Below are 25,668 nucleotides of genomic sequence, written 5' to 3'. Positions count from 1 at the left end.
TTTTAAAGACCTCCTTAATGGTATAGAAAATACTGTACAATATTGATTTTATTATATTTTAACAAAAATAACTTTACAAGGAAAATGATCATATTTTTACCTTGATAGTCCAGATTATATATGTTATATTAGCATTAATGATATTAAAAAAATCGGATAAAATAAGCAGGAAAGGAAAGTGATAATTATGGAGATCATAAAAATAACAAAAGATAATTTTGAAAAAGAAGTAAAAGAATCGAAACAGCCGGTACTGGTTGATTTCTGGGCGGCATGGTGCGGCCCTTGTATGATGCAGGGTCCTGTTATGGATGAGATTGCAGATGAATACAAAAACATAAAAGTGGGAAAAATCAATATCGATGAAGAGCAGGCGTTAGCCATGAAATTTGGGGTCACCAGCATACCTACTCTGGTATATTTTAAAAATGGAGAAATTGCTGAGACATTGATTGGCCTGCGGTCGAAAGAGCAGATTGCAGAAGCTCTGGGACTGTAGGATGAGCTCTATTGCCTGCTTTTTATCAAAAAATAAAAAGGGGTATTTGATATGGATCCAAAGTTTTTAATGTGTAAAAAATGTGGAAGTACCATAACTTTTCTGACAGGCGAGGGAGACGACGTAAAATGTTGTGGGGATGAAATGGTAAGGTTGCATGCTTCTGAGACAGACGGCGCCAAGGAAAAACATGTTCCTAAGGTGAAAAAGCAGGAAGGTGCTGTAAGAGTTGATGTCGGAGAGATCAGCCATCCTATGGAAGACGATCATTTTATAGAATGGATATATCTTCAGACGAAAAGGGGCGGACAGTTTGCAAGACTTAAGTCAGGTGAAGAACCACGGGCTACGTTTGGAGTTTCGGCGGAAGTTCCGGGAGATGAAGCCATTGCTGTTTTTGCGTACTGCAATAAGCACGGCCTCTGGAAAATGGGACTGTAATCAAAAAAAGATCCTTCATTAAAAAGAAGAAGGATCTTTTTTCATTATTCATTTTGAGCTTCTACTGTAAATTCCAAACCGTTTTCGGAATATATGGCTTTCAGATTCATATCGGAAAAATAGTTTTCAATATATTTGCGTAAATCATCATTTTTTTCTTCAAGAGAGAAAAACTGACCTCCGCATCTGTCATGAAAATGCAGGTGCATGGAAAAGCGTTTGTCAACTTCAGCTTTTAGTTTGCTTACTTCAGAAAAGGGTAATGCATACATGAATAAGAACCTCCTTTTTATTTTTAGTACTTTTCATATGATACCATGTTGATGAAGGGCATTCAAGATATCCCGGAGTGATAGAAATGATATTTAATAGTATCTTCAGTTTTGGAGAAACTATTAAAACAAAGGTGGTGATATGGTGTGGATAATTATGGCCATGGCTGTTATTGCAAGTATTTTTACATCTATAGGGCTGATTATGATAGGATTTTTGATGGTTACAGAATTTCCGGATGAGTGATTTTTCTGTGTGCATTAATAAGAATGCCGGGAAAATTTTCTTGCATATTATCTTTTCATATGATATAGTAATTCAGGTAGAAAGAAGAAGTTATCCGCTTCTCACCTAAGAGCGAAGGCTGTTTGGGTTAATAATAGGCAGATTTTGATTTTACTTTATTAAATGCGGAATCATAATTTATGCGAAAATTGGGGCGGATACATAGATCCGTTTTTTTATTATTCATAAAAACGGCAAGGGGAATTTATTAACGGAGTTTTATGGAGGTATAAGGCAATTAGCAGAGAAGCTATGATAAACGAAGAAATTCGTTCAAAGGAATTAAGAGTTATTGATACAGACGGTAGTCAGCTGGGAATAATGAGCAGGCAAGAAGCGCTTGATATATCGGAGGAAAAGAAGCTCGATTTGGTTTGTATTTCACCGAAAGCCAATCCGCCTGTTTGTAAGATTCTCGATTATGGAAAGTATAAGTATGAGCTTCAGAAGAAGGAAAAGGAAGCGAAGAAAAAGCAGAAGACTACTCAGGTCAAGGAGATCAGACTGTCAACATTCATAGAGGATCATGACATAATGGTTAAAGCTAAAACAGGTTCAAAATTCCTTAAGGATGGAGATAAACTGAAGGTGAGTCTGAGATTCAGAGGAAGAGAAAAGGATTATGTCGCAAGAGGGATGGAAGTAATGAACAAGTTTGCCGAAGCCGTTTCAGAAGTGGGTGACATCGATAGGAAACCTAATTTTGAAGGCAGAAGTCTTACTATGATTCTTACGCCGAAAAATGATAAATAAATTTAATAAGTAGGAGGATAATACGTCATGGCAAAGCAGAAAATGAAGTCTCACAGAGGCGCATCCAAGAGATTCAAGATAACAGGTTCAGGAAAAGTAAAGAGAAATAAAGCATATAAGAGCCATATTCTTACGAAGAAAAGCCAAAAGAGAAAGAGAGGCCTGAGAAAGGCTACGACTCTGACAAGCGCAGATCTTAAAAGAATAAAAGCGATATTGAGCAAGTAAGGAGGTAGCAAGATGGCAAGAGTAAAAAAAGGTGTAAATGCACATAAGAGACATAAAAAAGTTTTAAAAATGGCTAAAGGGTACTACGGTGCCAAGAGCAAGACTTTCAAGGCAGCTAAACCCGCTACTATGAGAGCTCTCCGTTCTGCTTATATAGGGAGAAAGAATAAGAAGAGAGAATACAGAAGGTTATGGATTGCGAGAATCAATGCTGCAGCAAGAATGAATGATATTTCATACAGCAGATTGATGAACGGGCTTAAGAAATCAAATATTGAAATAAACAGAAAAATGCTTTCAGAAATGGCTATCCACGATCCCGCGGCTTTCGCTAAGATCTGCGATACCGCAAAAAAGGCTCTTTAGAAACAAATAATATACAAGCAGATTATAGAGGTCAATTTATAGACCTCTATTTTTATTGTTGAAATTAAAGATAGAGTTTTATATAGAAAGGATTGTTTGCGTTGTTTATGCAAGCAATCCTTTTGAGGCAAGTTTAGTTTTCTGTACCATATGGTGTAAGCTGTCTCATATAGTCTATTATGTCACCTCTGTAGTCGCTCTTACAGCTCCATTTACCGGTGGAATTTATTATCATATTGTATTTGTGTTCTTCATCAGTCGGTCATTTTTTGCGGACAGTTCAATACATGACTGTCTGTTTCGCTCCCTGCTCCTGCGTTTACTCTCGTTTGATTTCTCCCTCTGTATCCTCTTGGCACAAGTGGGACAATACTTCGATATGCCAGAGCGGGGAACATATTCAACACCGCACACCGTACAATTCTTAGGCTTTAACGCCGTCCACCGCTTGGTTGGCGTGATATGTAATTCACCGACAAAGCCGATGAATTTATAATAAATCTTGATTTCCTGTCTTACCGTTCCGTCTGTAAATTTCTCACGTTCCGAAACAAGTATCTTGTCTATGAGTGCGTTTATGATGGTTGCGTCCAGTTCCTTAATGCCTTGATAGTTGCGGATTAGGGAGAGGAAGTCACGGACACCCTGCGACTTCTCATAGCTGTCGTTGAGCGTTTCCGTTACCTCTTTCAGCCTTGCTTCAATTTCAAGCTGTTCTTTCTGGTACTTCCCCGACATCATCTCAAAATTTCGCTCCGTAATACGCTCCATCACCTTATCTTCATAGAGAGAGGAAAACAGCCTGTCCAGTTCCGCAAGGCGTTTGTTCAGTTTCCGCTGCTCCTTTTCCAGTGCCTTTGCCCTGCTCTGGTCTGTGTCCGTGAGCCGCTTTTCAATCGCCCTCACCGCCTTTTCATCATTGACAGCCATATCCGCAAATCGGTTGATGTCGGCAAGGACGGCATTGAACAAGTCCCTCGCTTCAATGCTGTGTGCGGTACACATAACATTGCCATATCTGCCATAATTATTGCAGGTGTATTGTACGCAGTCGATGATGTCGGGGCGTTTCCTCCTGTTGGCACTCGCCGCCCGCATTGCATAGCCGCAGTCCGCACACTTGATAACTCCCGCAAAGATATTTTCAAATCCTCCTGCGTTCTGCTCCCGCCTGCGGCTCGTCATAAGCTGCTGTACGGTGTCAAATTCCTCCTGTGTGACTATCCCCTCATGGGTGTCTGGTATCACTTCCCATTCTTCGGGCAGCTTAGAGGGGCGTTTCTTGCTTTTCATGTTGGCGGCAATCCGCTTGTAGCCTGCAAGGTTTCCCGCATATATCGGGCTTCTTAAAATGCCCCTTACGCTGTTCTCGCTCCAAATATAACGGTTCTCCTCGTTATCCTCAAAGTGCCGCTCATAGCCTGTCGCCCCCTGTGTGACCGCATAAGCGGCAGGGCGTAGGATATGCTGTTTGTTGATGTGCTTGCGGATTTTGGCGATTCCGTTGCCCGCTAACGCAAGGTCGAATATCTCCCTTACAACGTGTGCCACTTTATCATCTATCAGCAGATGGTTGTGGTCGGCGGGGTCTTTGACATAGCCATAAGGGGCTGTTGTTCCCATGAATTTCCCCTGCTGAAATCTCGCACGGTACGCCGATTTTATCTTGACCGACACATCAGCAGAGTACATTTCGTTTAGTATGTTGCGGAAAGGGGTAATGTCCATAGCCGATTTATTGAGCGTGTCCACACCGTCATTGACCGCTATATACCGCACATTATTTTCAGGGAAAAAGACTTCCAGATATAACCCGCAGTCAAGGTAGTTCCTCCCCAGACGGGATAAATCCTTTGTGATAACGCAGTTTATCAGTCCTTTTTCAATGTCCTTAATCATGTTCTGGAAACTTGGTCTTTGAAAATTTGTACCAGAGTACCCATCGTCCACATACGTTTTTGCTAAGTGCCATCCCTGCTTTTTCACATAATCCGTGAGGATGGATTTCTGTGTCGCAATGCTCGCACTCTCGTTATCTGTTCCATCATCCTTTGACAAGCGGCAATAAATACCGACTAAATAGATTTTCTTTTCTTCTTTGATTCCTGCCATACTGTAAAACCTCCGTATCTGTCCTATCTGTTTTCATGTCCCATTGCGTACATTCTAAGCGGACAGCCCCTCATTGTCGAAGGTGTCGCCCTCGGCAATCTTCTTCCGAATATCCTCGGAAATAATCGGGATAAACGCTTCTGTGACTGTCTGTGTGCCGACATATTCACGGCTGATTATCATCTGCACTGGTGCTTTCGGCACGACACGCTTTCTCTTTTTATCTGTTTTCTTATCCTCGCCCATACTTAAATCTTCCTTTCCAGACAGGGCAGGAGAACGTCTGGAAACGCCCCGCCCTGCCAATCAAACACAATCAATCCCCGCTATTTAACTCGTTCTGCAACGCTTCAAGGAGTGCCGCCGCTTCATCAGCGTTTAAAGTTATTCCTTTTCCGCACTTCCCACGGTTCGGGGAAAAGCTGCGGATGTCATATTTCGGCTCTCTCCCGTTCCATGAGATAAGATTGATTTCTTTTGTGTAACCACTGTCACTCGCAGACAATACGGCGACTTCCTTTACAAGCTCATACTGGATTTCTTTCATTCCTTACCTCATTTTCCTTAAAATTCTGTCTTTCTCCTGCTCCAAATTCCTGCATTTTACATCCCGAAAAGAGAAGATTAGCGGCTGTCCCTGCCCCGTTTCCTCTGCAATTCACGCTCTAAAAGTTTGATGATGGTGTCCTCCATCTGCTTCGGCGTTGTGTTCTTCGGAAAGTATTTTTTCAGCTTGCTTGTGTTGATTTTCAAGGTTTCTTTCTGGTTTCCCTTTTCCTCCGTCATAATTGCAAATATCGTATCCATGTCAAGCCGCCCGCTCTGGCTTAACTGTTTCATCCGCTGTGCCTGTGAAAGTGAGGGCGTTGCTTCTTCGCTCTCCATCGTGGCGAATAGGTTTTCCTGTTCGTCTTTCTTCAAAAAGGACAGTTCCACCGCAGGCGTGAGGGCGATTTTCCCCTCGTCCACCATCTGCAAAATCGGCGGTATCAGTTCCGTCAATCGGATAAATCGCTGCACGGTCATCCTGCCCACGCCGAAGCCCTGTGCCACCTTGTCGTCCGTCCGCAACTTCGTCACAACTTGTGACGAGGTTAAATCTGTGCGGAAACCCTGCCGTTTCATGGCTTCGGATTTCATCTTGTAGGCAAACGCCCGCTCCGATGGCAGGATATTTTCACGCTGTAAATTGCTGTCTACAAGGGTGATGATGGCTCGGTCACGGTCTAAGGGCAGGACAAAAGCGGGTATCGTGTTTATTCCTGCAAGTTCAGACGCACGGACACGCCGCTGTCCCGCAATCACTTCATAACCGTTCCCGTCCTCTTTCGGGCGTGTGATTATCGGTGTGACAATGCCAAATTCCTTGATGCTTTCCGCTAACTCTGACAGCGTTTCATCCTCCACTACATGAAACGGATTGTCGGGAAATGGGTACAAGTCTTTGGTCTTTAATACCTTAAAATCCTGTTTCTTCATTCACATATCTACCTTTCTTTCGCTCTGCTTTTATGGTTTTTCTGCAATTCTTCCAACACTTCTGGCGGTATTTTTGAGAGCAGCCGCCCCATCTGCTCGTTGGTTCTCTGCAACTCAAATATCTTCTGATTCGCTTTCTGCACCTTTAGTTCCTGCTCGTACTTTTCATCACGCATACGCCCCGCATAGTCCGATTCCTGCCCAATTCTCTCTTTCAAACTGTCGATATACGCCTGCTGTTTCCCGATTTCCTTAGAGAATTTCTCCACGTCTGGCAGCCATGCGGAAAGTAAATCTAACGCTTTATCTCTTTTCTTTCCTGCATTAAAAGCATTGATGTCGGAGAGGGCAGACACGATTTCCTCATACTGTTTATCAAGCCTGCCGCCTAATTTATAGAGCCATGTGGGGACGTGTTTCCGCTTGGTTTCCATTGAAGACTGCCCCCGTTCAAGCTGATTCCACCGTGAGGACATCCGCTCATGGTAGGCGGTCTGCCACTCGGATAATGATTTCTGGTTGCCTAAGATAGCTTTCGCTGACAGCTTGTTGTCTGGCGTAATCGGCACAAAGCAGAGGTGCATATGGGGCGTTCTCTCGTCCATATGGACGACAGCGGAGAGGATATTCTGCTTTCCAACACGCTCCGAAATGAAGTCAAGAGCCGTCTGGAAATACGCTTTTTGTTCTTCGGGCGGTAACTGGTTCATAAATTCTGGTGAAGCTGTGATGAGCGTTTCCACCATCATCACGCTGTCTTTCCTCGTCCTGCACCTCGCTTCGGCTACCATGTGGTTAATCTCTTTCTTGTAGGTGTAGCGTGGCGGTTTTACAAGGTGATAGTTATTTTTAGAGCGTTCCATATCGATATCTGGATTACTTTTGTAGGCTTCTTTCTTCCGCTCGTTGTGGCGTTCGCAAGCCGCAACGCCGCCCGCTTTGCGTTTCTGGAAACGCAGGATTGCATAGGGCATAATTCATCATCTTCCTTTCTTCGGCGGGTAACTGCCCTTTGGGTGACAGCGGTGACGGCGGTGACAGCAGTTTTGGGATACCCCCTCGCATGAGCCGTCACCGTCACCCCAACATTCTTTTATCCGAAGCCGCAAGGCGCAGGATAGCAGGGCGCAGCCCTGCCATAAGGGAGTCCAGAGGGAACGTCTGGCACACGACTTTGCAGGGCAAAGTGTAGTGTGTTACACCCTGTAAACGCAGTCGGAAAAATCGGAAGGATTTTTCTGACCGCAGGGGTGGTTTTACACGCCGAAAAGGGCGGGTAAATCCCACGCCTGCACTTTGCGTTTACGGGGTGTTCTCCCGTAGGGATGACAGCGGCGAGGTATCCTAAAATCACTGTCACCACTGTCACCGCTGTCACCCGCAGGGCAGAGCCGCCAACTTTACACGGCTTTAAGCGTCAATGACAGTAACAGGGGGTATCCCAATATCGCTGTCACCACCGTCACCGCTGTCACCCTCCCGCCTTGCAAGGGCAATCTGCCTGCCGTCTTTCCTGCGGCTGTACTGGTAGCAGATACGGTTCTCACTTAAAAATGTGGTGCGGTATTCATTCAGCCATTTCGTAATCACCGTGGGTACGGTTTCCGTTTCCCCCATAGCGGCTAACAGTTCCGTTGCCGTGCCTGCCCATCCTTCCTTATCCCTCATAAAATCCACTAACCGAAAAAGAATATCTGGTATCGTTTCTTTTGCAAGCTGCTCCTGTGTTTTCCTCTCCACCAGTTCCCAACTGCAATCACGGAAACGGAGCGTGTATTCCTGATAGGGCGTGTCCCTGCCCGTCACATACAACTTGGCGGTGTCAGACGCACGTTTCTCCTTTTCCAGAACAAAAGTAGCGTCCGCACTCCCCGTTAAGCCTGTCGTCCCAGACACCTTGTTGAACACGTCGTTGTCATTCTGCTTTCGGATGTGGTGTACGACAATGACCGCCAGAGAGTGCCTGTCGGCAAAGTCTTTGATGAGGGAGATGTCCCCATAGTCACTTGCATAGGCATTGTCTTTTGAAGCTGTACGGACTTTCTGCAAAGTGTCAATGACAATGAGCCTGCTGTCTGGATGGTCTTTCAGATAATCCTCCAACTGCACGATAAGACCATCTGACAGCTTGCAGCTTGCCACGGCAAAGTGGAGCCGCCCGCTCGCTTCGTCCGTCAAGCGGAACAGCCTGCTTTGTATGCGGCAGAACGTGTCCTCAAGGCAGAGGTAAAGCACGTCGCCCTCCATTGTCGGCATATCCCATAAAGGGATTCCCTGCGACACGCATAAGCATAGCTTCAGCATGAGCCAGCTCTTGCCTATCTTCTGTGAGCCGCAGAACAGCGATAAGCCTGTCGGGATAAGGCTGTCCACCACAAAGGACGGTTTCTCAAGTGGTTCATAAAGGAGCGTTTCGGCGTTGACTGTCTGTAACTTCTGCATGGCTTTCCCCCTTTCGGGCGGTGTCTTTGTTTTTGTTGCACATAGGCGTTGACCTCCTTAAAAATAGATTTACTCCCATGAAAAAAATGAGAGTATGTAATGCCGCCAATCCCATACAAATAAAAACAGATTTCTTTTTCGGGCGGTGTCGGTCACGGTTGGAGATACTTCCTCATTTCCGCCTTTACTTTCTCCTTTGCAATCGCAACAGATTTCTGTATTGCTGAAGCGGTGCAATGCTCCATAGCGGCGATTTGATAAAAATTGAACTCATACTCGTAATAGAGCAGGAAACGCCGCCTTTGTATCTCTGGCAGGCTCCCAACCGCCTTACAGAGCGTTTCATTCCGTTCTTCCTCAACCATGTGTTCATCAAGGCTCTTAGGCACACGCAACGCCCGTCTGTAAAGGGTTTCGTCCCATACCTCGTTAAACTCCCTGTGCCGCTCGTCCCATTGGAGAAGATTCCTGTTCCTGCGCTCCATCTGCCGAAACTCCATAAAGAACTGTTCCGACACTTCCAACTCGTGGGATTTGCCCTGCCCGTCCTTAAAGCTGATAAAATACCTTGTGCCGCTTTCCGTGGATTCCTCCCGAAGCGTGTACGCCTTAGCCTGATATGCCATCCCTTTGTCCTCCTGCCAAAAAATAAGCGGGGAGATTCCACTCCCCACCCAGTAGCCCGCAGGATAATGGGATGTATTAGACGCTTACAAAATTTTCCGCAGCTTCTTCCTCAGATGGTCTAACCTCGCATAGATGGCACCAGTCGTCAAATGCACGAGCGGGGCAATTTCTTTTGTGGAATACCCCTGCATTTTCAGCAGGACGATTTTCAAGGTACGCCCGTCCACCGTGACTAATACTTGATAGAGATTTTCGCTCTCAATCTCGTCCAGTAACTCCGCAACCGTACCCACTTCTGCCTGCCGCTCCCTGTCTGCCATGTCCTCAAGGTATTCCGCAACGTCATTCGCCCATCGGTAAAACCGCCTGTTGGAATTGAAGTCTGCCCTGTCCGCTATGCGTATCTGCTCAATGGTCGCTTCATCAACGCCGCACTCACGCAGTAATTTTTCCTCCGCCTCTTTCCAGATACGCCATTTCCTGTCCTCCCGTCCGTGGTTGTATGCCATTCTTATTTCCTCCAATCGGAATAGATTGAGAGGGCAGAGAAAAGCCCCCTCATTTTCCCAAAGGAAAAAACAAGGGGGCTGAACGCCTTAAATTTTAACTTTCTATTATCTTTCTTAGTTTTCTTAGGATTCTGGCTTTGCGTTTGTTCACAACGCTCTGGGTTATGCCTAACCTCGCCCCGACTTCACGCTCGGAAAGTCCGTCAAAAAAGATTGCCTGTATCAGTTCCTGTTCACTATCCGACAGCAAAGGCAGGGCAGCTTTCAGCCTGTCCACCATGACCGCATTGACAACGGTTTCCGCAATGTCCGCCGCTTCATCAGCGATAAAGTCCAGAGGATTCCCCTCGCTGTCTGTAAACCCGTCCAGAGATAGCAGGCTGTTCTTTGTATCTAATTTTTGCAGATAACGCCACCGTTCCTTGTCACGATAGAAGTCTGTGTATTGCTCCCTCACGACTTCAAGCAGACAGCCCTGAACGGGAATAAACAGCTTGTCCATATAGGTCTGGTCGGCTTGCCTGCGGCGGCAGAAGTCCGTGTAAGATAATTCCACATAGCCACCGCTTTCTCTGATATATACTTTTTTTGGTGCATACTTCACCGTAAGTACCTCCCATCTGAATTTTTGAAATCTAAAATCCAGATGGAGAGGCGGCGAACGACACCTAATATAAGAAACAGCCCTGCGGCACTTTCCAACAAAAATCGACAAAAGAAAAACCGCAAAGGCTCTGTGACCTTTACGGTTATAGGAAATAGTAATTCTGTTGTATGGAGATTGTACTTCTACTTTCAAGGTGAGAAGTACCGCTGCACTGGCAGAAATTTTTTTAACTGGTTTCCTGCCGTTCTCTGACATGCTATGTATTGATAAATTTTACTTCGTATGAGCAGATAAATAACCGCCCGAAAAAAGAACATAAAAAAATCCCTCCAAATTAAAAAACAAATTCAGAGGGTAATTTAGGGTATAACAAAATAACCCACCCGAATATCGTTTTTTTATTTGGTGAGTTTGTTCTTTCAAATACGAAACAAAAAGAGCCGATGATTCGTGAATTGTTCCACAATTTCATCGGCTCTGCGTCTTAAGCGTCTGGCTCTTTGATGACAGTTATCTTCAAGTTGTCAACTTTAATCAATCTTTCTTGTCTGCATTTTGGACAATAAAGAGGATAATTCTCCAAAACAGTGTCCTTCCTAATTTTATTACGGGTTTTGCTCCCACAAACAGGACACAATATCCATTCGCATTTCATCATAATTAGTCTCTAATCCTTTCAAATCTCATTTTATATGACTTTTGCAAGCTGTTAAGCTAACTTGTGGAACATATGCCGAACCTTATCTATACGGCTATTCGGGCGGCGGGGTTGGCAAATAAATTTACCAATAGCTGGCTGGTATCCTTTTAACTCTGTCAAGCAGACTCCCTGCCCATTCGTGAAATAAGTTAAATCGTTCCTGTATTCTTGAATACATCTGGCAGGGATTTCTCCTTTCAGAATGACCTCGTCATTCTTTATCTGAGTACTTACAATATCTGCACAATACCTTGGAGCATCATGATACGCCCGTGAGAGATATTCCTGCGGTGCATAAATTTCAAAGTGGAGATATGGCTCTAATAGTTCTGTCCCTGCTTTTTTTAAAGCCTGCTCCAATACGATAGGGGAAAGCAGCCGAAAGTCTGCGGGGGTACTTACAGGGCTATAATACAATCCATATTCAAAACAGATTTTACAGTCTGTCACTTTCCATCCATACAGCCCCTGCTCGCAGCCATAAAGAACCCCCTCCATAACCGCATTTTGGAACGATTGGTTTAAATATCCAAGTGAAACTCTGCTTTCATACTGCACTCCGCTTCCAATAGGGAGCGGCTCTATGGACAACCCGACAGAAGCCCAGAAAGGATTTGGCGGAACTTCTATGTGGATGGTATATTCTGCTTTTCTAAGCGGTCTTTCCATATATATAACAGTAGGCTCTTTTATTTCTGCCTCCACATGATATTTTTCCTCAAGGATGGCACAAATGACTTCCATCTGCACATTCCCCAAAAAAGAAAGTATAATCTCATGCGTTGTAGTATCCACATAATATTTTAAAAGAGGGTCGCCATCTGAAATTTCTGTAAGTGCCCCAAGCAATATTTCCCGCTGTTCAGATTTCTTTACTGCAATCGTTGTTTGGAGCATAGGGAGAGGATTTTCAATAAATTTTCTCTGCGGCAACAGCATTCCGTTCCCCAAAATACTGTTTAGCTGCAAAACATCATTTGGTAAAATTACAATATCACCAGAGCAGGCTGTATCGGATGGATATAATTCACCGTTTGTCGGAACACACATCTCTGTGATTTTTATTTTCTCTTTTTCAGATATTCTAATAACATCTCTCAAATGCAATGTTCCGCTATATATACGCACATAAACAAAACGCCGCCTTTTCTCTGAATATTCAATCTTAAAAACCTGCCCGCATAGTTCAGATTGACCTTCAGGCGTTGATGAATAAAACTTACTGGCAATTACTTCTATAAGCTGCCGAATCCCCAGATTGTTTTTAGCGCTTCCGTGATAAACGGGAAATAACGTTCCGTTTTGGAATCTCCTGTTTTCTTCCTGTTCCAGTTCTGACATTTTAAACGGTTTTCCTGACATATATTTCTCTAATAGTTCATCGTTTCCCATAATTACCGCATCCCACTGTTCCATATCATCATTGTCCGTTACATTTACATGGGGATGCTGCCCAACCTTTTGCTTCACTATAATTTCCGAAGAAAGCTTTGCTTTCATTTCCCGATATACCATTGGCAAATCAATCCCCTCTTGGTCAATTTTATTGATGAAAAAAATTGTCGGAATCTTCATTGTCTGTAGTGCATGAAACAGTATACGGGTCTGTGCCTGTATGCCATCCTTTGCAGAAACTAATAATACTGCTCCGTCTAATACGGATAAAGAACGGTATACTTCCGCCAAAAAATCCATATGGCCTGGCGTATCTATAATGTTGACTTTTACATCCTCCCACTGAAAAGATGTCACTGCTGTCTGGATAGTGATTCCCCTTTGACGCTCCAAATTCATTGTATCTGTCCTTGTTGTGCCTTTATCTACGCTCCCTAGTTCTGCAATTGCACCACTGGTATACAATAAACTCTCCGTTAATGTTGTCTTTCCTGCGTCAACGTGAGCCAGAATGCCTAAGTTAATTATTTTCATGTGATTTTCCTCCTATCAACACCCAAAAAAGGGCATAAAAATACCCAGTGATAAATACTCCTATCACTGGGTAAATAACTCCAATAGCCCCAAAACACTTATATGTTTTCGGGCATATAAAATTACATGATAAAAGTATTCTTAAACTGGGTACAAAAAACTAAGCCCCATATTAAAAGTGAAACGGGACTGCTACTTTTTGTTCCCACTATCAAATTGACAGTTTATTTAAGAATACCTTGCCGCATATTTATTAACTCCTTGTATAATACTGAATCTAATTATATTCCTTAACCCTTTATTTGTCAAGCTGACAAACTAAAGCAGAAAAAGCGGCAGGATTTCCCCTGCCACTAATCATCTGTTTATGCAAAAATAATTTCCTTTTCCACAATCTCCCTCGCACAAGCCCTTATGTTATTGAGGTATCCTGTCCATTCTAAGGCGTTTTCTGCCTTTAGCTGTTCCGTTATGCCCTGTGCCTGTTTCATGCCCTCTATGAGCCGTTCAAAGCGTTCCTGTGCCTGTCTGTCGATGTCGGCAAGATAGGCGTTGAGCCTGCCGCTTGTGAGAAAATTGGTGTATGTAACTTTGCGGTATTGCTTCAGATAATCTAAATGCCGCTGTCCCCATATGCCTATCGGCTGTTCTTCTTCGGCGGGTAAAGTCATACATGGAATTAGATAATCCTCTTGTCTTTCGTATCTTCCGCCCAGTTCCTCAAATAATGATTTTGCCATTGTATGTTACCTCCACATTCTTTTTTATTTTGAATGTCCGCAAAATCCGTCCTACATCATATGGTGTCCACTTGGGAATTAAATCGTTGTTAGGATTGCCTGTCTTGGCAAAATGATACACCATAGACTGGGCTTTGGATATCATTTCATCAGACATAAGATCCGGATCACCGGTAAGTTCGGTATATCCGTCTTTACAGCCGAATTCAAAACACAGATCCATACAGTGAAGTGCTCTGCCATAAGGAGAGACTTCTGCTGAATCACCACTGTATTCAATGACACTTTTCATATCAGGCGCATATTCCCAGTAATAAAGATAGGTATTTTGATTGTATTTTGATTGAGTCTCGGCAATCATCTGAGTAGGGTAATTGAAATAGATTTCATTATACATATCCATAGCTTGTTTTACCGGATCATCACCCATTGTAAGGAAAGTGTCGTAGAATCCTTCTTTTTCCACTCCGTAATATCTGCCATAAGCATCGGATCTCATTGTATCTGTCTCTACCATATAATCGTATATTGACTGTGGGTCGGATATAGCCTCCGAGATACTGTTGTCCCAGTCGACAGCATTCCAATCCTCTTCGCCATTGGTGCCGCCTATAAGAAGGTCTATATCTGAAGCGACTCCATTTTGAAGATCTTCCCACCATGTTTCGGATACGATTCTGCCGTCTGCGCATTTAAGACCGGGGTGTGCTCTGCCAAGGCGGTCTACGATGTCTGATATGTTTTCAGAGATATTTTTATCCGTCAAGGCTGCAGCTTCTTCTACTGTTCTCACCCCAAGCATTTCAAATATTATTTTGGAATTTTCTGTTACGGTTTCTTTTGATACTGCTTCTCTTGATTGGGTTCCGCTGTTGATGATAGCTCTGTTGAAATATTTGTGAGTACTTTGATCTGCCATAAGCATTTCCACAGCGCCTCCGCCTGCGGACTGTCCCATGATAGTTACGTTCTCAGGATCACCGCCGAATGCAGAGATGTTTTGGTTTATCCATTTTAAAGCTTGCGTCTGATCAAGCTTGCTTAAATTTATAGCATCGGCATATTCATCTGTATATCCTTCCAGTACGGACATATCCACACCGGACATTATAGACATTCTGTAGTTGATGGTAACAAATACACAGTCTTCTCCTTCCGGAAGGTTTCTGATAAAGTATTCTCCGTCATAAGAAGGATCGGATGTTCCTCCCCATATACAACTGCCTCCATGGATAAACATTATTACAGGCTTATCCTTTGTTTCTGTATCTTTGGTCCATACATTAAGGAACAGGCAATCCTGTGAGCATGGGTCCTGAGATGCTGTTTCCACTTCATCGTAGGGCTGGATACAGTTATAACCGAAGGATGTAGCCTTTATTTCATCTTCTGCAGTTGTTTTAACATCTGTAGCTGCTTTAAAAGGCTCCATATTTCCGTATCGTATACCTAAAAATTCATCAATTCCCTCATTTTGCTGCCCTATATACGTTCCGGATGGTGCCTTTGCAACAGTCTGTGATTCGCCGCATCCGGAAAGGCTCATGCCAAAAGATAGGGTAAGAACTGCAAAAAACATTATTAATATCCTGTTCATTCTTTGCCTCCTTTCAAAAACATTTAATATGTTTTTAAAATAAAAACTTTTATTGCAGATTATTATAATTTACTGATAAAAATTTTGATATAGTACGACAGTACAGTTTTTGATCAGAGCTTGATTTTTTTGATCAGTTCATATCTGTTTTTAACATTTAGTTTTTTATATATATGTGAGAGATGTTGTTTTACGGTACTCTTGGATATATATAGTTTTTTTGCTATATCGGGATTGCTGAGGCCGCTGCAGGCGATGCTCAGCAATTCAAGTTCACGTGATGTCAGTTTGTATTTTCTGCCGACAGATTCTAAGGTCTCTTCACCAGTGATTCCCAGAATTTCAGGCATATAATAGTTTGCTCTGAATTCATTTTTCCTTGACACCATATAAAGGGTCAGGATACACATTGCCGCATAGAAAATATGGGCGGGATCGAAACTTGAAAACAGTATTTGGTTGGGAACCTCATCAAGGCAGGATATTATATCCCAGTTGGTGATATAAATCATGTAGATTACGAGGAATGAGGAAAAGAGCAGAACCCATTTTCTTTGCCGTTCTCCTTTCATTTTGAAGATTCCGTAGAAAATAAAAAATATACCTATGAGGATTAATGTTATATCGAATGTACAGTTGATATATAAAAGGATCTCAGAAGTTTTCTTTTGAGTGAGGCCTAATACAGACGGACTGAATTTGGCCATAAGGTTAAGAACATCCACAGTTATGCCGTATATGGCTGTGTATATGCAGAATCCTTTGATTCTGATAATATATGGATTTCCTGATATTGTGACTATGGCTGCGAGCCAAGAGGCTGCGATAAAGAAATAAGCCACATCTGAAAGAGTTGTAAGAGTATAGAACAGAGGTTTTGTAATATGCAGCTCAGTAAAAAACGTTACAAACATTTCCATTATAGTATAGGCAAGAAAGGATAAGAGCAGGACAGAGATTGTTTTGTATAGTGAACCTTCTCTCTTGACGGAAAATCTTACATATAACGTAGCGGCAACGGTGCAGGTTATTATGGTAAACACATAGAAAACCATACTTGTAAACATAGATAGTATTATCATTTCATCCTCCAATAATATTACAGATATTATTGCTTTTTAATATTTTTTTTGCAAGGCTTTTTTGTTTTGACAATCTCTCTTTTCGACAAATTGCGATGATTAAACAATATATAATCCTAATTACCATCGTTTTTACATAAAGGAATTTTACGGGTGAAAAAATTGATAGTATACGGGGAGATTCTCTTCATAGAGAATTTCGTAATAGGGTGCGTGCTTCTTTACATAACAGCTGAGATTTTTAAAGTCAGATTCACTGTTTTAAAGGATAAGATCAGATTTGTTTTAGGCGGTGTAATGTGCGGCATTTTTTCCATGGAAATATTTTTGCCACTGCCAATGTATTTTACGGTTATATCCGAGATAATGTTTGCCTTTGCTGTATGTTTTGTTGTATTAGGTAAAGAGCGTATATGGAAGAAAGCTCTGACCATGATTCTTGTGACATATTTTATGGGAGGCCTTACAATGGGGCTTTTGCTGATAACTCAAAACCCCGGTATATATACAGCTTCGGGAATATACACAGGAGATATGAAAGCTGCCTTTTTAGCTCTTTTTATCGGTATGGGTACATTCACTGCTAAGCAAATAATGAAAACTGTGGCAAGCAGGAAGTTTTATGAGGAACATGTTTTTGATGTAAAGATATTTATCGGAGATGAAGTCTTTGAAACAAAAGGTTTTTTCGACACCGGAAATCAGCTTACAGATCCTATAAACGGAAAACCTGTAGCGGTGGCTCAGGAAAGTCTGTGGAGTAGATTCGAAGATGAGGGCGCTGTCAGTGATGACAGAATAGGCATTGTACCTTACGAGGCAATAGGAACAAAGGGTATAATGATGTCGCTTCGTGTGGATTTTATAGAAATTTCAGGAAGACGGCTCAGGGGAAATGTTATTGCTAAGGGAAGCAGAGAATTCAACATATATGGGAAAGCAGCCAATGGGTGTGAGTTGCTTTTATCCAAAGATATGTCGGACAGGAAAACGTGAAGGGAGAGGAATAATGATAAGGAAATTGATGTTATGGCTGAGGCTGAAATTTTTAAACAAGAAAAATAAAGTTTTTTACATAGGAGGTAATGATACGCTGCCGCCTCCTCTCTCTGCAGAGGAAGAACATAAGGCCATACTGGGATTTATGGCGGGAAGTAAAATAGACAGAGATCTGCTGATAGAACATAATCTTAGACTGGTGGTCTATATAGCAAAGAAGTTTGAAAGTGCAGGTGTGAATGTGGAAGATCTTATTTCCATAGGAACCATAGGATTGATAAAGGCTGTTAATACCTTTAAGATAGAAAAGAATATAAAACTGGCTACATATGCATCAAGGTGTATAGAAAATGAGATTCTTATGTATCTGAGAAGAAATAATAAAATAAAGGGGGAAGTATCTTTAGATGAGCCTCTCAATGTGGACTGGGATGGAAACGAGCTTCTTCTTTCTGATATATTAGGTACAGAAAGTGATGAGGTCTATGGGCATATAGAAGAGGAAGTGAATAAAAGCCTTTTGGGATATGCTATGGATAAACTGACAGGAAGAGAGCGTGAAATAGTGGAAATGAGATTTGGTCTTGCCGGAGGCAGAGAATTGACTCAAAAGGAAGTTGCCGATAAAATGGGAATATCGCAGTCATATATTTCAAGACTGGAAAAAAAGATAATAGGAAGGCTGCAAAAGGAAATAAAAAAATTAGGATAAAGTGGTAAAAAAATATTGAAATAAACTATATACTGGTGTATCATAAAAAACATAGTGAATAAATATGCTGTACAATTAATAAAAATTCAAACAAACAACATGAAATCGGAGGCATTAATTTATGAAATATAAAGTATTTATTGACGGTGCGGAAGGCACTACAGGGTTAAAGATACATCAATATTTTCAAAAACGCGATGATATAGAAGTATTAAAAATAGATTCAGATAAGCGTAAGGACTTAGAGGAAAGATTGGCATTGATAAAAAAAGCCGATGTTTCCTTTTTGTGTCTGCCTGACTCTGCCGCAAGAGAAATTGCGGATGCAGCGCCTGCGGAATGCAGGATACTTGATACATCTACTGCTCACAGAACTGATCTTTCATGGGTATATGGAATGCCGGAACTTTGTCCGCAGCAGAGAGATATGATAAAAGAAAGCAACAGGGTGGCTGTGCCCGGGTGTCATGCAACAGGAGTCATTTTGCTGATAAAGCCGTTACTTGAAGCAGGTATTATATCGGCGGACTATCCTTTCTCCGCTACTTCACTTACAGGCTACAGCGGAGGCGGAAAAAAAATGATAGCACAGTATGAGGCAGGAGATAGGCAAAGAGGCAATATGGGAGGGCAGGATATTCTATGCAGTCCGAGACAGTATGGAATATCGCAGACACATAAGCATCTTCCGGAAATCCTGTCGGCAACGGGAATCAGTACACCGCCTGCATTTATGCCTATAGTTGGAGATTACTACAGCGGCATGGAGGTGACTGTACCTGTTAAAATCAGCGGTGCATCAAAAACGGATGTAGAAAAAATAATGTCGGATTATTATGAAGGGCAGCCCTTAGTGAAAGTAAAAGAATCTCTTGATGATGAAGGATTCATAGCAGCGGGAAGGCTGTCAGGATCAAATACACTTGAAATAGCTGTAGAAGGAAACGATGAAAATATATTGCTCATAGCAACTTATGATAATCTGGGCAAAGGCGCGTCGGGAGCTGCGATACAGAATATGAATATTATGCTTGGAATAGATGAAACGAAAGGGTTGATATAGATATGTCAGAGATTATCATAAAGGATATTGAGGGAGGAGTCTGTGCTCCGAAAGGTTTTAAGGCCGCGGGAACAGCCTGCGGTATAAAAGGCAAAACAGATAAAAAAGATCTGGCTCTTATAGTAAGCGATGTCATGTGCAGTGCAGCGGCAGTATATACTACAAACAAAGTTAAGGGAGCGCCTCTTGAAGTTACAAAGCGTAATATTTCCGATGGAAAAGCTATTGCGATAATATGCAACAGCGGTAATGCCAATACATGCGCGCCAAACGGAATAGAGATAGCAGAAAAGACATGTCAGACAGCGGCGGACAGTATAGGCGCTGACAAAGAGGATATAGTGGTTTGTTCCACGGGGGTCATAGGACAGGAGCTTTATATAGATCCCTTTGAGAGGGGTATTCCGGCGCTGATGCAACAACTCAGTTATCAGGGGTCAGCATCTGCCGCAGAAGCCATCATGACTACGGATACGGTTCCAAAGGAGACAGCAGTGGAATTTGTCATAGGAGGAAAGGTATGTAAGATCGGCGGCATAGCGAAGGGTAGCGGAATGATAAATCCCAATATGGCAACCATGCTTTCATTTATAACTTCCGATGTAAGTATATCGCCTGAAATGCTGGACAAGGCGTTGAAAGAAGATGTGAAGACAAGTTACAACCAGATCTGTGTAGACGGAGATACTTCCACCAACGATATGACGGTAGTTCTTGCCAATGGCCTTGCAGGAAATGAGAAGATAGTAAAGGATGGAGATGATTTTGAGGCTTTTAAAGCAGCTCTGTCGAGGGTGACAGTTTATCTGGCAAAGAGACTGGCAAGAGACGGCGAAGGAGCTACAAAGCTTATTGAATGTCGCGTCAGCGGAGCTGCGGACGATATTCAGGCTCGAATCATAAGTAAATCAGTCATAGCTTCAGATCTGCTTAAAGCAGCCATGTTTGGAGCAGACGCTAACTGGGGACGTGTATTGTGTGCAATAGGATATGCTCCCGGAGAATTCAGTACAGAAAACATAGATGTTATTATGGAATCGGATAAAGGCAGCATTCAGGTATGCAGCGGATCGAGACATAAAGAATACAGTGAGGAAAAGGCGTCGCAGATCTTGGCAGAAGAGGAAATCACCATAATTGTAGATATGCACCAGGGAAGCGGCAGTGCTGTGGCGTGGGGATGTGATCTTACATATGATTACGTTAAAATAAACGGAGATTACAGGAGTTAATAATGGTAAGTCAGAAATATTTAGATAAAGCAGAAGTTTTAATAGAGGCTCTTCCATATATACAGCGTTTCAACAGAAAAATAATTGTTGTAAAATATGGCGGCAGTGCTATGATAGATGAGGAGCTTAAAAAAGATGTTATTGAGGATGTAGTGTTGCTTAAGCTGATAGGCTTCAAGCCGATAATAGTTCACGGAGGCGGTAAGGAAATCAGCCGTTGGGTGGACAAGGTGGGAATGGACACCAAGTTTATAAACGGGCTTAGAGTTACTGACGCAGAGACTATGGAGCTGGCGGAGATGGTGCTGGCCAAGGTAAATAAAGAATTGGTGACAAAGATCCAGTCTCTTGGAATAAAGGCGGCGGGTATCAGTGGACAGGACGGAGGTCTTCTTACTGTCAAGAAAAAATATTCAGATGGCAAAGATATCGGATTCGTCGGTGATGTTACTAAAGTAGAACCTAAGATATTGAAAGATCTTCTGGAAAAAGATTTTCTGCCGGTAGTTTTTCCTATAGGATTGGATAGTGAAGGAGTTTCCTATAATATTAATGCTGATGAGGCGGCAAGTTCTATAGCCACAGCTCTCAAGGCTGAAAAGCTGGCATATCTTTCCGATGTTGAGGGTGTCAGGATGGATCCGTCTGATCCCGAATCTGTGATATCGGAACTTTATACTAATGAAGCTAAAGAACTGATAGAAAAAGGTATAATATCAGGAGGAATGCTCCCTAAAATACAAAATTGCATAGATGCTATCAATAAAGGTGTCTCAAGGGTACATATAATGGACGGAAGGATACCTCACGGTCTTCTTCTGGAGATATTTACAAATAAGGGTATAGGAACAGCAATAATCAAAGAAAACGAGGAGAAATACTGGAATGAATAGTAGTGAAATCAAAAAACTTGACAAAGAAAAGATTGTTTCAACGTATAGCAGATATGATCTTGTGGCTGACAGTGGGAAAGGCGCTTGCTGTATTTCCGCAGACGGTAGAAAATATATAGATTTTACAGCGGGAATAGGTGTAAATTCACTGGGCTTTTGTGATGATGGATGGGTTGAAGCCGTAACCTCGCAGCTTAAGAAATTGCAGCATGTATCAAACCTGTTTTATACACAGCCTCAGGTTGAAGTCGCGGATATTCTTACTGCAAGAACAGGTATGAAGAAAGTTTTTTTCGGAAACTCCGGGGCAGAGGCAAACGAGGCGGCTATAAAGACTGCGAGAAAGTATGGAACAGTTAATAAAGGAGAGAATGCTAATAAAATAATAACTCTCAATAATTCTTTTCACGGGAGAACTATGGCTACCATAACGGCTACCGGTCAAGCAGATTATCATAAGTTTTTTACTCCGTTTTTAGGCGGCTTTGATTATTGTGATGCTAATGATATAAAGCAGCTTGAGAGTATGGTTTCATCTGACACATGCGCCATAATGATGGAGATGATACAGGGAGAAGGCGGCGTACTTAATTTAGATGAGGCTTTTGTCAAAGCGGCAGAAAAACTTTGCAGAGAAAAGGACATGCTTTTCATTATAGATGAAGTGCAGACAGGTATAGGAAGAAGCGGAAAACTGTTTGCTTATGAGTATTTCGGAGTGAAGCCTGATATCGTTACCTTTGCTAAAGGTATTGGCGGCGGATTGCCTATAGGAGGGGCTGTATTCAGTGAAAAATGCTGTGATGTTTTAGAGCCCGGAAATCATGGAACAACGTACGGCGGCAATCCTGTGGCCTGTGCCGGAGCATTGGAAGTGTTAAAGCGTATAGATGATGATTTTCTTGAAAAAGTTGCGGAAAAGAGTCAGTATATCAGAGAGAAACTGATGGAGCTGCCTCAGGTGAAAAGTGTATCCGGAATGGGACTTATGCTGGGTGTGGAGATAGAAGGAAAAGAAGCCGGACAGGTGGTAAAAGATGCGCTTAAAGAAGGTCTTATGATACTCACAGCTAAAGATAAAGTGAGAATGCTGCCTCCGCTTACCATAACATATGATGAGATTAATGAAGGCATAAAGATATTGAAAAAAGCTTTAGCATAGATTTGTAAAAAACAAAATAAACGGAATAAAAAAACCTTGATTTGCACATAAATATATTACAACATCGAAGGTTGCTTTAAGGGGAGCAAAAGAAGATGTGAGGGTAATGGTTTATGGCCAATAAGGTTGAGATCTGCGGTGTCAATACGGCAAGTCTTCCTCGTTATAAAGATAAAGAGATGTACGAGATGCTTGTCGCCATAAAGGCCGGAGATATGAAGGTCAGAGAGGAATTCATAAGGGGGAATCTTAGACTTGTACTTTCCGTGATACAGAAGTTTTCGGGGCGTGGTGAAAATCCCGATGACTTGTTTCAGGTAGGATGTGTAGGGCTTATAAAAGCTCTGGATAATTTTGATATGTCTCACGGTGTAAAATTCAGTACCTATGCCGTACCTATGATTATAGGGGAGGTAAGAAGGTATCTCAGAGACAATAACAGCATAAGAGTATCAAGATCTATGAGAGATCTTGCTTATAAAGCTCTTACGGCGAAGGAAAAGCTGGGGAAATCGCTTCAGCGAGAGGCTACTGTAGAAGAAGTTGCTAAAGAACTCGAAGTGAAGAAAGAGGACGTGGTTTTGGCGCTGGATTCTATTCAGGATCCCATTTCTCTGTTCGAACCGGTATTTAATGATGATGGTGATCCTATATATGTTATGGATCAGATACGAGACATGAAAAATACAGACGTGAGATGGATAGAGAACTTGTCGCTGTCAGAAGCGATGAAGAAACTTTCCCCCAGAGAACAGCATATATTGACAATGAGGTTCTTTGAAGGCAAAACGCAAATGGAAGTAGCAGATGAGATTGCTATAAGTCAGGCTCAGGTATCAAGGCTTGAGAAAAATGCGTTAAGCTATATGAAAAAATATGTATAAAAGTAAATAATAACGAAATGGACATCGCCGAAAAGGCGGCGTCCGTTTTTTTATGATCTGATCAAAACTTAAAGTCTTAGTCCGAAATCTATGATTACGTGGCAAGTCTCATGCAAAGATTCCCCAAACCTTTGATTTGGGGAATCTACTGTTTGAAAATGAAAAATAGGACAAGCCATTTTTAGACAAAATTCAACTTAATTAAGTTGACATTGATAAATCTTTAGCATATAATAAATTATCCGAATTTACAGTAATTTCACATGATTCAAAATTTTATGCTCAATCTGTTTTTATTTTATCTCCAGGATCATGGCCATTGATATTCGGATAATAAAATCATATTTTTATAAATGGCAGAAAAGGAGGGTGTTATGACAGACGAAAGAAAGACAGCTGCTTCTGAAACGCAGGAGTTGAAGCGTGGTATCAAAGGCTGGCAAATAGCGTTTATAGGTATCGGAGGCGTAATAGGGTCGTGTTATTTTTTGGGAATAGGCGCATGTCTATCTAGTATGGGACCCGGGGTGCTGGCGGCATTTCTGGTTACAGGTATTATTGTTTATGGTACTATGATTTCTTATTCAGAGCTATTGGTTAACGTTCCGAGGACAGGATCATTTGTAGCTTATACAAGTGAATTCCTTACCCCAACTGTTTCTACGGGATTCGGCTGGGCCTTCTGGTTTAACTGGGTATGTTATGTTCCTTCAGAGGCTATAGCTGTTGCCACCGTGCTGACATCATTGATGGGAACAGACAGTGCTGTGACGTATATTGCTATAGCATTGGGAGCGATGGCTGCGATCACCATAATAAATCTTTGTGCGGTAGATATTTTTGCAAAGATTGAGGCTGGTCTTGCCATCACTAAAGTAATTGTAATCATAGTTTTCGTAATAGCTGCATTTGGAATTTGGGTTGGACTTTGGGGCCAAAGCAATGAGTATACAGGATTCCTGGCAGGAACTGTAAACTTTGCCGGAACTATATCATTTGGCGCTAAGGTGTTTCCTCTGGGAATTATGGCTATATTGGTTAATATGACAGTGGTATTGGTAACATTCCAGGGTACTGAAATAGTCGGCCTGGCGGCAGCAGAGTCACAGAATCCTGAAAAAGCTGTTCCTAAAGCATGCAAGAGCGTTACATATCGTATAGCTCTGCTGTATATATTACCTCTTGTTTTGGTAATATTGGTTTATCCTTATGAACTGGCAAGTGATGCTAATCCGGTATTTTCCGATATAATGAATTTCTATGGAATTGAGTGGCTCGGATTTGTATTTTCGGCAGTTGTTCTGGTCGCAGCATTCAGTTGTGCCAATACAGGGTTTTACGGAACGGTAAGATGTATGTTTGGGCTTTCTATTGAAGGTCTCGCTCCTAAGTTTCTGAGTAAAGTTACCAAAACAGGCAATCCGAGAGCATCTGTACTTTGGACATTGCTGTTTATGTGGATTGTTCTTGTTTTAGGATTGGTTTCGGAGGTTGCCGGATATATGACAGATCTGTATGCGAGTCTGCTGTCATTGTCAGGTTTCACGGGAACCCTCGCATGGGTAGGCATCATTTTATCGCATCTGTCTCTTAGAAAACGGCTTAAAAAGAATGGATATGATCCGGAGGTTTGCCTGAAAGCAAAGGTTTCTAAAAGACAAAGATGGATTCCGTATTTTGCGGTTATCGCTCAGATCATATGTCTGATTATGCTGGTATTTGAAGATGTATTGATTTTTGCAATCGCATACGGAGCGATCATAATTCCTATGATAGGGTATCAGATAGCGAAAAAAACCGGCAAGTTGAGAGATGTTTCAGAGCTTGCTTCAACTAATGAGAAATCATTTGATGAGTTATTCCCGCCGATAAGCAAAGATACTAAATAATTTCAGTGACTATTATGAGGAGAACGGAAGCATAAAGCTTCCGTTCGTTTTTTTACAGAGATAAAAAGAATATGAAAAAGCTTGTTTTATAAAAATATTTGTTTAAAGTTTCCATGTTTCTCACCAAACCCACAAAAATATATGATAAACTTTTTCCAAAGGAGA

At 42.1% G+C, this 25,668-nt stretch carries 28 protein-coding genes; 13 read left to right on the top strand and 15 right to left on the bottom strand.

The window, feature by feature from the left end; translation table 11 throughout:
• Window positions 1-178: 178 nt before the first annotated feature.
• Window positions 179-499: a thioredoxin gene (gene trxA, locus H8692_RS01480; RefSeq protein WP_346727714.1), complete on the top strand. Its 321-nt coding sequence runs from the start codon at window positions 179-181 to the stop codon at window positions 497-499.
• A gap of 69 nt (window positions 500-568) precedes the next feature.
• Window positions 569-940, top strand: coding sequence for a desulfoferrodoxin family protein (locus tag H8692_RS01475; protein WP_243206871.1), 372 nt, complete (start codon window positions 569-571; stop codon window positions 938-940).
• 44 nt (window positions 941-984) lie between these two features.
• Here the strand turns inward: H8692_RS01475 and H8692_RS01470 are convergent, their stop codons facing one another.
• Window positions 985-1,212, bottom strand: coding sequence for an RDAC family protein (locus H8692_RS01470; RefSeq protein WP_187524831.1), 228 nt, complete (start codon window positions 1,210-1,212; stop codon window positions 985-987).
• Window positions 1,213-1,750: 538 nt separating this feature from the next.
• On the opposite strand from H8692_RS01470, the gene infC reads away from it, so the two are divergent.
• The 3 genes from infC to rplT are packed head-to-tail and all read left to right on the top strand — an operon-like array spanning window position 1,751 to window position 2,845.
• Entirely contained in the window at window positions 1,751-2,251 is a 501-nt protein-coding gene (gene infC, locus H8692_RS01465; protein ID WP_177269425.1) for a translation initiation factor IF-3, read from the top strand.
• A gap of 27 nt (window positions 2,252-2,278) precedes the next feature.
• Window positions 2,279-2,479, top strand: coding sequence for a 50S ribosomal protein L35 (rpmI, locus tag H8692_RS01460; RefSeq protein WP_177269423.1), 201 nt, complete (start codon window positions 2,279-2,281; stop codon window positions 2,477-2,479).
• Between the two features lie 12 nt (window positions 2,480-2,491).
• Complete coding sequence (rplT, locus tag H8692_RS01455) at window positions 2,492-2,845, top strand: 50S ribosomal protein L20 (RefSeq protein WP_177269421.1); 354 nt, start codon at window positions 2,492-2,494, stop codon at window positions 2,843-2,845.
• Between the two features lie 231 nt (window positions 2,846-3,076).
• Here rplT and H8692_RS01450 read toward each other — a convergent pair whose 3' ends face one another.
• The 14 genes from H8692_RS01450 to H8692_RS01385 form a co-directional block, all read right to left on the bottom strand.
• Window positions 3,077-4,957, bottom strand: coding sequence for a recombinase family protein (locus H8692_RS01450; protein ID WP_187524830.1), 1,881 nt, complete (start codon window positions 4,955-4,957; stop codon window positions 3,077-3,079).
• Window positions 4,958-5,011: 54 nt separating this feature from the next.
• Window positions 5,012-5,203: a stage II sporulation protein R gene (locus H8692_RS01445; protein ID WP_187524829.1), complete on the bottom strand. Its 192-nt coding sequence runs from the start codon at window positions 5,201-5,203 to the stop codon at window positions 5,012-5,014.
• A 70-nt stretch (window positions 5,204-5,273) separates the two neighbouring features.
• Window positions 5,274-5,504: a YdbC family protein gene (locus H8692_RS01440; RefSeq protein ID WP_187524828.1), complete on the bottom strand. Its 231-nt coding sequence runs from the start codon at window positions 5,502-5,504 to the stop codon at window positions 5,274-5,276.
• Between the two features lie 77 nt (window positions 5,505-5,581).
• Window positions 5,582-6,436 (bottom strand): ParB/RepB/Spo0J family partition protein, encoded by an 855-nt coding sequence (locus H8692_RS01435; RefSeq protein ID WP_187524827.1) that lies wholly within the window; start codon window positions 6,434-6,436, stop codon window positions 5,582-5,584.
• 8 nt (window positions 6,437-6,444) lie between these two features.
• Window positions 6,445-7,410: a MobV family relaxase gene (gene mobV / locus H8692_RS01430; protein WP_187524826.1), complete on the bottom strand. Its 966-nt coding sequence runs from the start codon at window positions 7,408-7,410 to the stop codon at window positions 6,445-6,447.
• A 436-nt stretch (window positions 7,411-7,846) separates the two neighbouring features.
• Window positions 7,847-8,878, bottom strand: coding sequence for an AAA family ATPase (locus H8692_RS01425; RefSeq protein ID WP_187524825.1), 1,032 nt, complete (start codon window positions 8,876-8,878; stop codon window positions 7,847-7,849).
• 152 nt (window positions 8,879-9,030) lie between these two features.
• Window positions 9,031-9,504, bottom strand: a complete 474-nt coding sequence (locus H8692_RS01420; RefSeq protein WP_187524824.1) for an RNA polymerase sigma factor — start codon at window positions 9,502-9,504, stop codon at window positions 9,031-9,033.
• 84 nt (window positions 9,505-9,588) lie between these two features.
• Entirely contained in the window at window positions 9,589-10,014 is a 426-nt protein-coding gene (locus tag H8692_RS01415; RefSeq protein ID WP_187524823.1) for a sigma-70 family RNA polymerase sigma factor, read from the bottom strand.
• 94 nt (window positions 10,015-10,108) lie between these two features.
• On the bottom strand, window positions 10,109-10,618 hold the full coding sequence (locus H8692_RS01410; RefSeq protein ID WP_187524822.1) for a sigma-70 family RNA polymerase sigma factor: 510 nt from the start codon (window positions 10,616-10,618) through the stop codon (window positions 10,109-10,111).
• Between the two features lie 487 nt (window positions 10,619-11,105).
• A complete protein-coding gene (locus tag H8692_RS01405; protein WP_004614788.1) occupies window positions 11,106-11,276 on the bottom strand; it encodes a cysteine-rich KTR domain-containing protein in 171 nt (56 codons plus the stop codon).
• Window positions 11,277-11,330: 54 nt separating this feature from the next.
• Window positions 11,331-13,250 (bottom strand): tetracycline resistance ribosomal protection protein Tet(O), encoded by a 1,920-nt coding sequence (gene tet(O) / locus H8692_RS01400; RefSeq protein WP_118413187.1) that lies wholly within the window; start codon window positions 13,248-13,250, stop codon window positions 11,331-11,333.
• A 365-nt stretch (window positions 13,251-13,615) separates the two neighbouring features.
• A complete protein-coding gene (locus H8692_RS01395) occupies window positions 13,616-13,990 on the bottom strand; it encodes a TnpV protein (RefSeq protein ID WP_105309244.1) in 375 nt (124 codons plus the stop codon).
• On the bottom strand, window positions 13,971-15,587 hold the full coding sequence (locus H8692_RS01390; RefSeq protein ID WP_187524821.1) for a carboxylesterase family protein: 1,617 nt from the start codon (window positions 15,585-15,587) through the stop codon (window positions 13,971-13,973). Before H8692_RS01390 ends, H8692_RS01395 begins: the two co-directional genes overlap by 20 nt.
• A 113-nt stretch (window positions 15,588-15,700) precedes the next feature.
• On the bottom strand, window positions 15,701-16,669 hold the full coding sequence (locus tag H8692_RS01385; protein ID WP_187524820.1) for a response regulator transcription factor: 969 nt from the start codon (window positions 16,667-16,669) through the stop codon (window positions 15,701-15,703).
• 153 nt (window positions 16,670-16,822) lie between these two features.
• On the opposite strand from H8692_RS01385, the gene H8692_RS01380 reads away from it, so the two are divergent.
• The 8 genes from H8692_RS01380 to H8692_RS01345 all read left to right on the top strand — a co-directional run bounded on the left by H8692_RS01380 (window position 16,823) and on the right by H8692_RS01345 (window position 25,503).
• A complete protein-coding gene (locus H8692_RS01380) occupies window positions 16,823-17,665 on the top strand; it encodes a sigma-E processing peptidase SpoIIGA (protein ID WP_177269415.1) in 843 nt (280 codons plus the stop codon).
• A gap of 13 nt (window positions 17,666-17,678) precedes the next feature.
• On the top strand, window positions 17,679-18,380 hold the full coding sequence (gene sigE, locus H8692_RS01375) for an RNA polymerase sporulation sigma factor SigE (RefSeq protein WP_177269413.1): 702 nt from the start codon (window positions 17,679-17,681) through the stop codon (window positions 18,378-18,380).
• A gap of 121 nt (window positions 18,381-18,501) precedes the next feature.
• Window positions 18,502-19,443, top strand: coding sequence for an N-acetyl-gamma-glutamyl-phosphate reductase (gene argC / locus H8692_RS01370; protein ID WP_187524819.1), 942 nt, complete (start codon window positions 18,502-18,504; stop codon window positions 19,441-19,443).
• A gap of 2 nt (window positions 19,444-19,445) precedes the next feature.
• Complete coding sequence (gene argJ / locus H8692_RS01365; protein ID WP_187524818.1) at window positions 19,446-20,675, top strand: bifunctional glutamate N-acetyltransferase/amino-acid acetyltransferase ArgJ; 1,230 nt, start codon at window positions 19,446-19,448, stop codon at window positions 20,673-20,675.
• Between the two features lie 2 nt (window positions 20,676-20,677).
• Window positions 20,678-21,568, top strand: a complete 891-nt coding sequence (gene argB / locus H8692_RS01360) for an acetylglutamate kinase (protein WP_177269407.1) — start codon at window positions 20,678-20,680, stop codon at window positions 21,566-21,568.
• Window positions 21,561-22,730 (top strand): aspartate aminotransferase family protein, encoded by a 1,170-nt coding sequence (locus tag H8692_RS01355; protein WP_177269405.1) that lies wholly within the window; start codon window positions 21,561-21,563, stop codon window positions 22,728-22,730. The genes argB and H8692_RS01355 overlap by 8 nt, the downstream gene beginning before the upstream one ends.
• A gap of 113 nt (window positions 22,731-22,843) precedes the next feature.
• Window positions 22,844-23,614 (top strand): RNA polymerase sporulation sigma factor SigG, encoded by a 771-nt coding sequence (sigG, locus tag H8692_RS01350; protein ID WP_177269402.1) that lies wholly within the window; start codon window positions 22,844-22,846, stop codon window positions 23,612-23,614.
• Between the two features lie 374 nt (window positions 23,615-23,988).
• Complete coding sequence (locus tag H8692_RS01345; protein ID WP_187524817.1) at window positions 23,989-25,503, top strand: amino acid permease; 1,515 nt, start codon at window positions 23,989-23,991, stop codon at window positions 25,501-25,503.
• Window positions 25,504-25,668: the final 165 nt, after the last annotated feature.

The organism is Lentihominibacter hominis, assembly GCF_014385065.1.
Taxonomy (GTDB): Bacteria; Bacillota; Clostridia; order Peptostreptococcales; family Anaerovoracaceae; genus Lentihominibacter; species Lentihominibacter hominis.
Note: the sequence above shows the minus strand (reverse complement) of the source record. Positions and strands in the feature narration are given on the sequence as shown.

Bases quoted from the DNA above. Each gene is read 5' to 3' on its own strand.
- infC (WP_177269425.1), top strand. From the start codon at position 1,751: ATGATAAACGAAGAAATTCGTTCAAAGGAATTAAGAGTTATTGATACA.
- H8692_RS01415 (WP_187524823.1), bottom strand. From the start codon at position 10,014: ATGGCATACAACCACGGACGGGAGGACAGGAAATGGCGTATCTGGAAA.
- H8692_RS01390 (WP_187524821.1), bottom strand. From the start codon at position 15,587: ATGAACAGGATATTAATAATGTTTTTTGCAGTTCTTACCCTATCTTTT.
- H8692_RS01420 (WP_187524824.1), bottom strand. From the start codon at position 9,504: ATGGCATATCAGGCTAAGGCGTACACGCTTCGGGAGGAATCCACGGAA.
- H8692_RS01385 (WP_187524820.1), bottom strand. From the start codon at position 16,669: ATGATAATACTATCTATGTTTACAAGTATGGTTTTCTATGTGTTTACC.
- H8692_RS01470 (WP_187524831.1), bottom strand. From the start codon at position 1,212: ATGTATGCATTACCCTTTTCTGAAGTAAGCAAACTAAAAGCTGAAGTT.
- H8692_RS01425 (WP_187524825.1), bottom strand. From the start codon at position 8,878: ATGCAGAAGTTACAGACAGTCAACGCCGAAACGCTCCTTTATGAACCA.
- H8692_RS01475 (WP_243206871.1), top strand. From the start codon at position 569: ATGTGTAAAAAATGTGGAAGTACCATAACTTTTCTGACAGGCGAGGGA.
- rplT (WP_177269421.1), top strand. From the start codon at position 2,492: ATGGCAAGAGTAAAAAAAGGTGTAAATGCACATAAGAGACATAAAAAA.
- H8692_RS01435 (WP_187524827.1), bottom strand. From the start codon at position 6,436: ATGAAGAAACAGGATTTTAAGGTATTAAAGACCAAAGACTTGTACCCA.
- rpmI (WP_177269423.1), top strand. From the start codon at position 2,279: ATGGCAAAGCAGAAAATGAAGTCTCACAGAGGCGCATCCAAGAGATTC.
- mobV (WP_187524826.1), bottom strand. From the start codon at position 7,410: ATGCCCTATGCAATCCTGCGTTTCCAGAAACGCAAAGCGGGCGGCGTT.
- H8692_RS01405 (WP_004614788.1), bottom strand. From the start codon at position 11,276: ATGAAATGCGAATGGATATTGTGTCCTGTTTGTGGGAGCAAAACCCGT.
- argB (WP_177269407.1), top strand. From the start codon at position 20,678: ATGGTAAGTCAGAAATATTTAGATAAAGCAGAAGTTTTAATAGAGGCT.
- argC (WP_187524819.1), top strand. From the start codon at position 18,502: ATGAAATATAAAGTATTTATTGACGGTGCGGAAGGCACTACAGGGTTA.
- H8692_RS01440 (WP_187524828.1), bottom strand. From the start codon at position 5,504: ATGAAAGAAATCCAGTATGAGCTTGTAAAGGAAGTCGCCGTATTGTCT.
- H8692_RS01355 (WP_177269405.1), top strand. From the start codon at position 21,561: ATGAATAGTAGTGAAATCAAAAAACTTGACAAAGAAAAGATTGTTTCA.
- sigG (WP_177269402.1), top strand. From the start codon at position 22,844: ATGGCCAATAAGGTTGAGATCTGCGGTGTCAATACGGCAAGTCTTCCT.
- argJ (WP_187524818.1), top strand. From the start codon at position 19,446: ATGTCAGAGATTATCATAAAGGATATTGAGGGAGGAGTCTGTGCTCCG.
- H8692_RS01450 (WP_187524830.1), bottom strand. From the start codon at position 4,957: ATGGCAGGAATCAAAGAAGAAAAGAAAATCTATTTAGTCGGTATTTAT.
- sigE (WP_177269413.1), top strand. From the start codon at position 17,679: ATGATAAGGAAATTGATGTTATGGCTGAGGCTGAAATTTTTAAACAAG.
- H8692_RS01345 (WP_187524817.1), top strand. From the start codon at position 23,989: ATGACAGACGAAAGAAAGACAGCTGCTTCTGAAACGCAGGAGTTGAAG.
- H8692_RS01445 (WP_187524829.1), bottom strand. From the start codon at position 5,203: ATGGGCGAGGATAAGAAAACAGATAAAAAGAGAAAGCGTGTCGTGCCG.
- H8692_RS01395 (WP_105309244.1), bottom strand. From the start codon at position 13,990: ATGGCAAAATCATTATTTGAGGAACTGGGCGGAAGATACGAAAGACAA.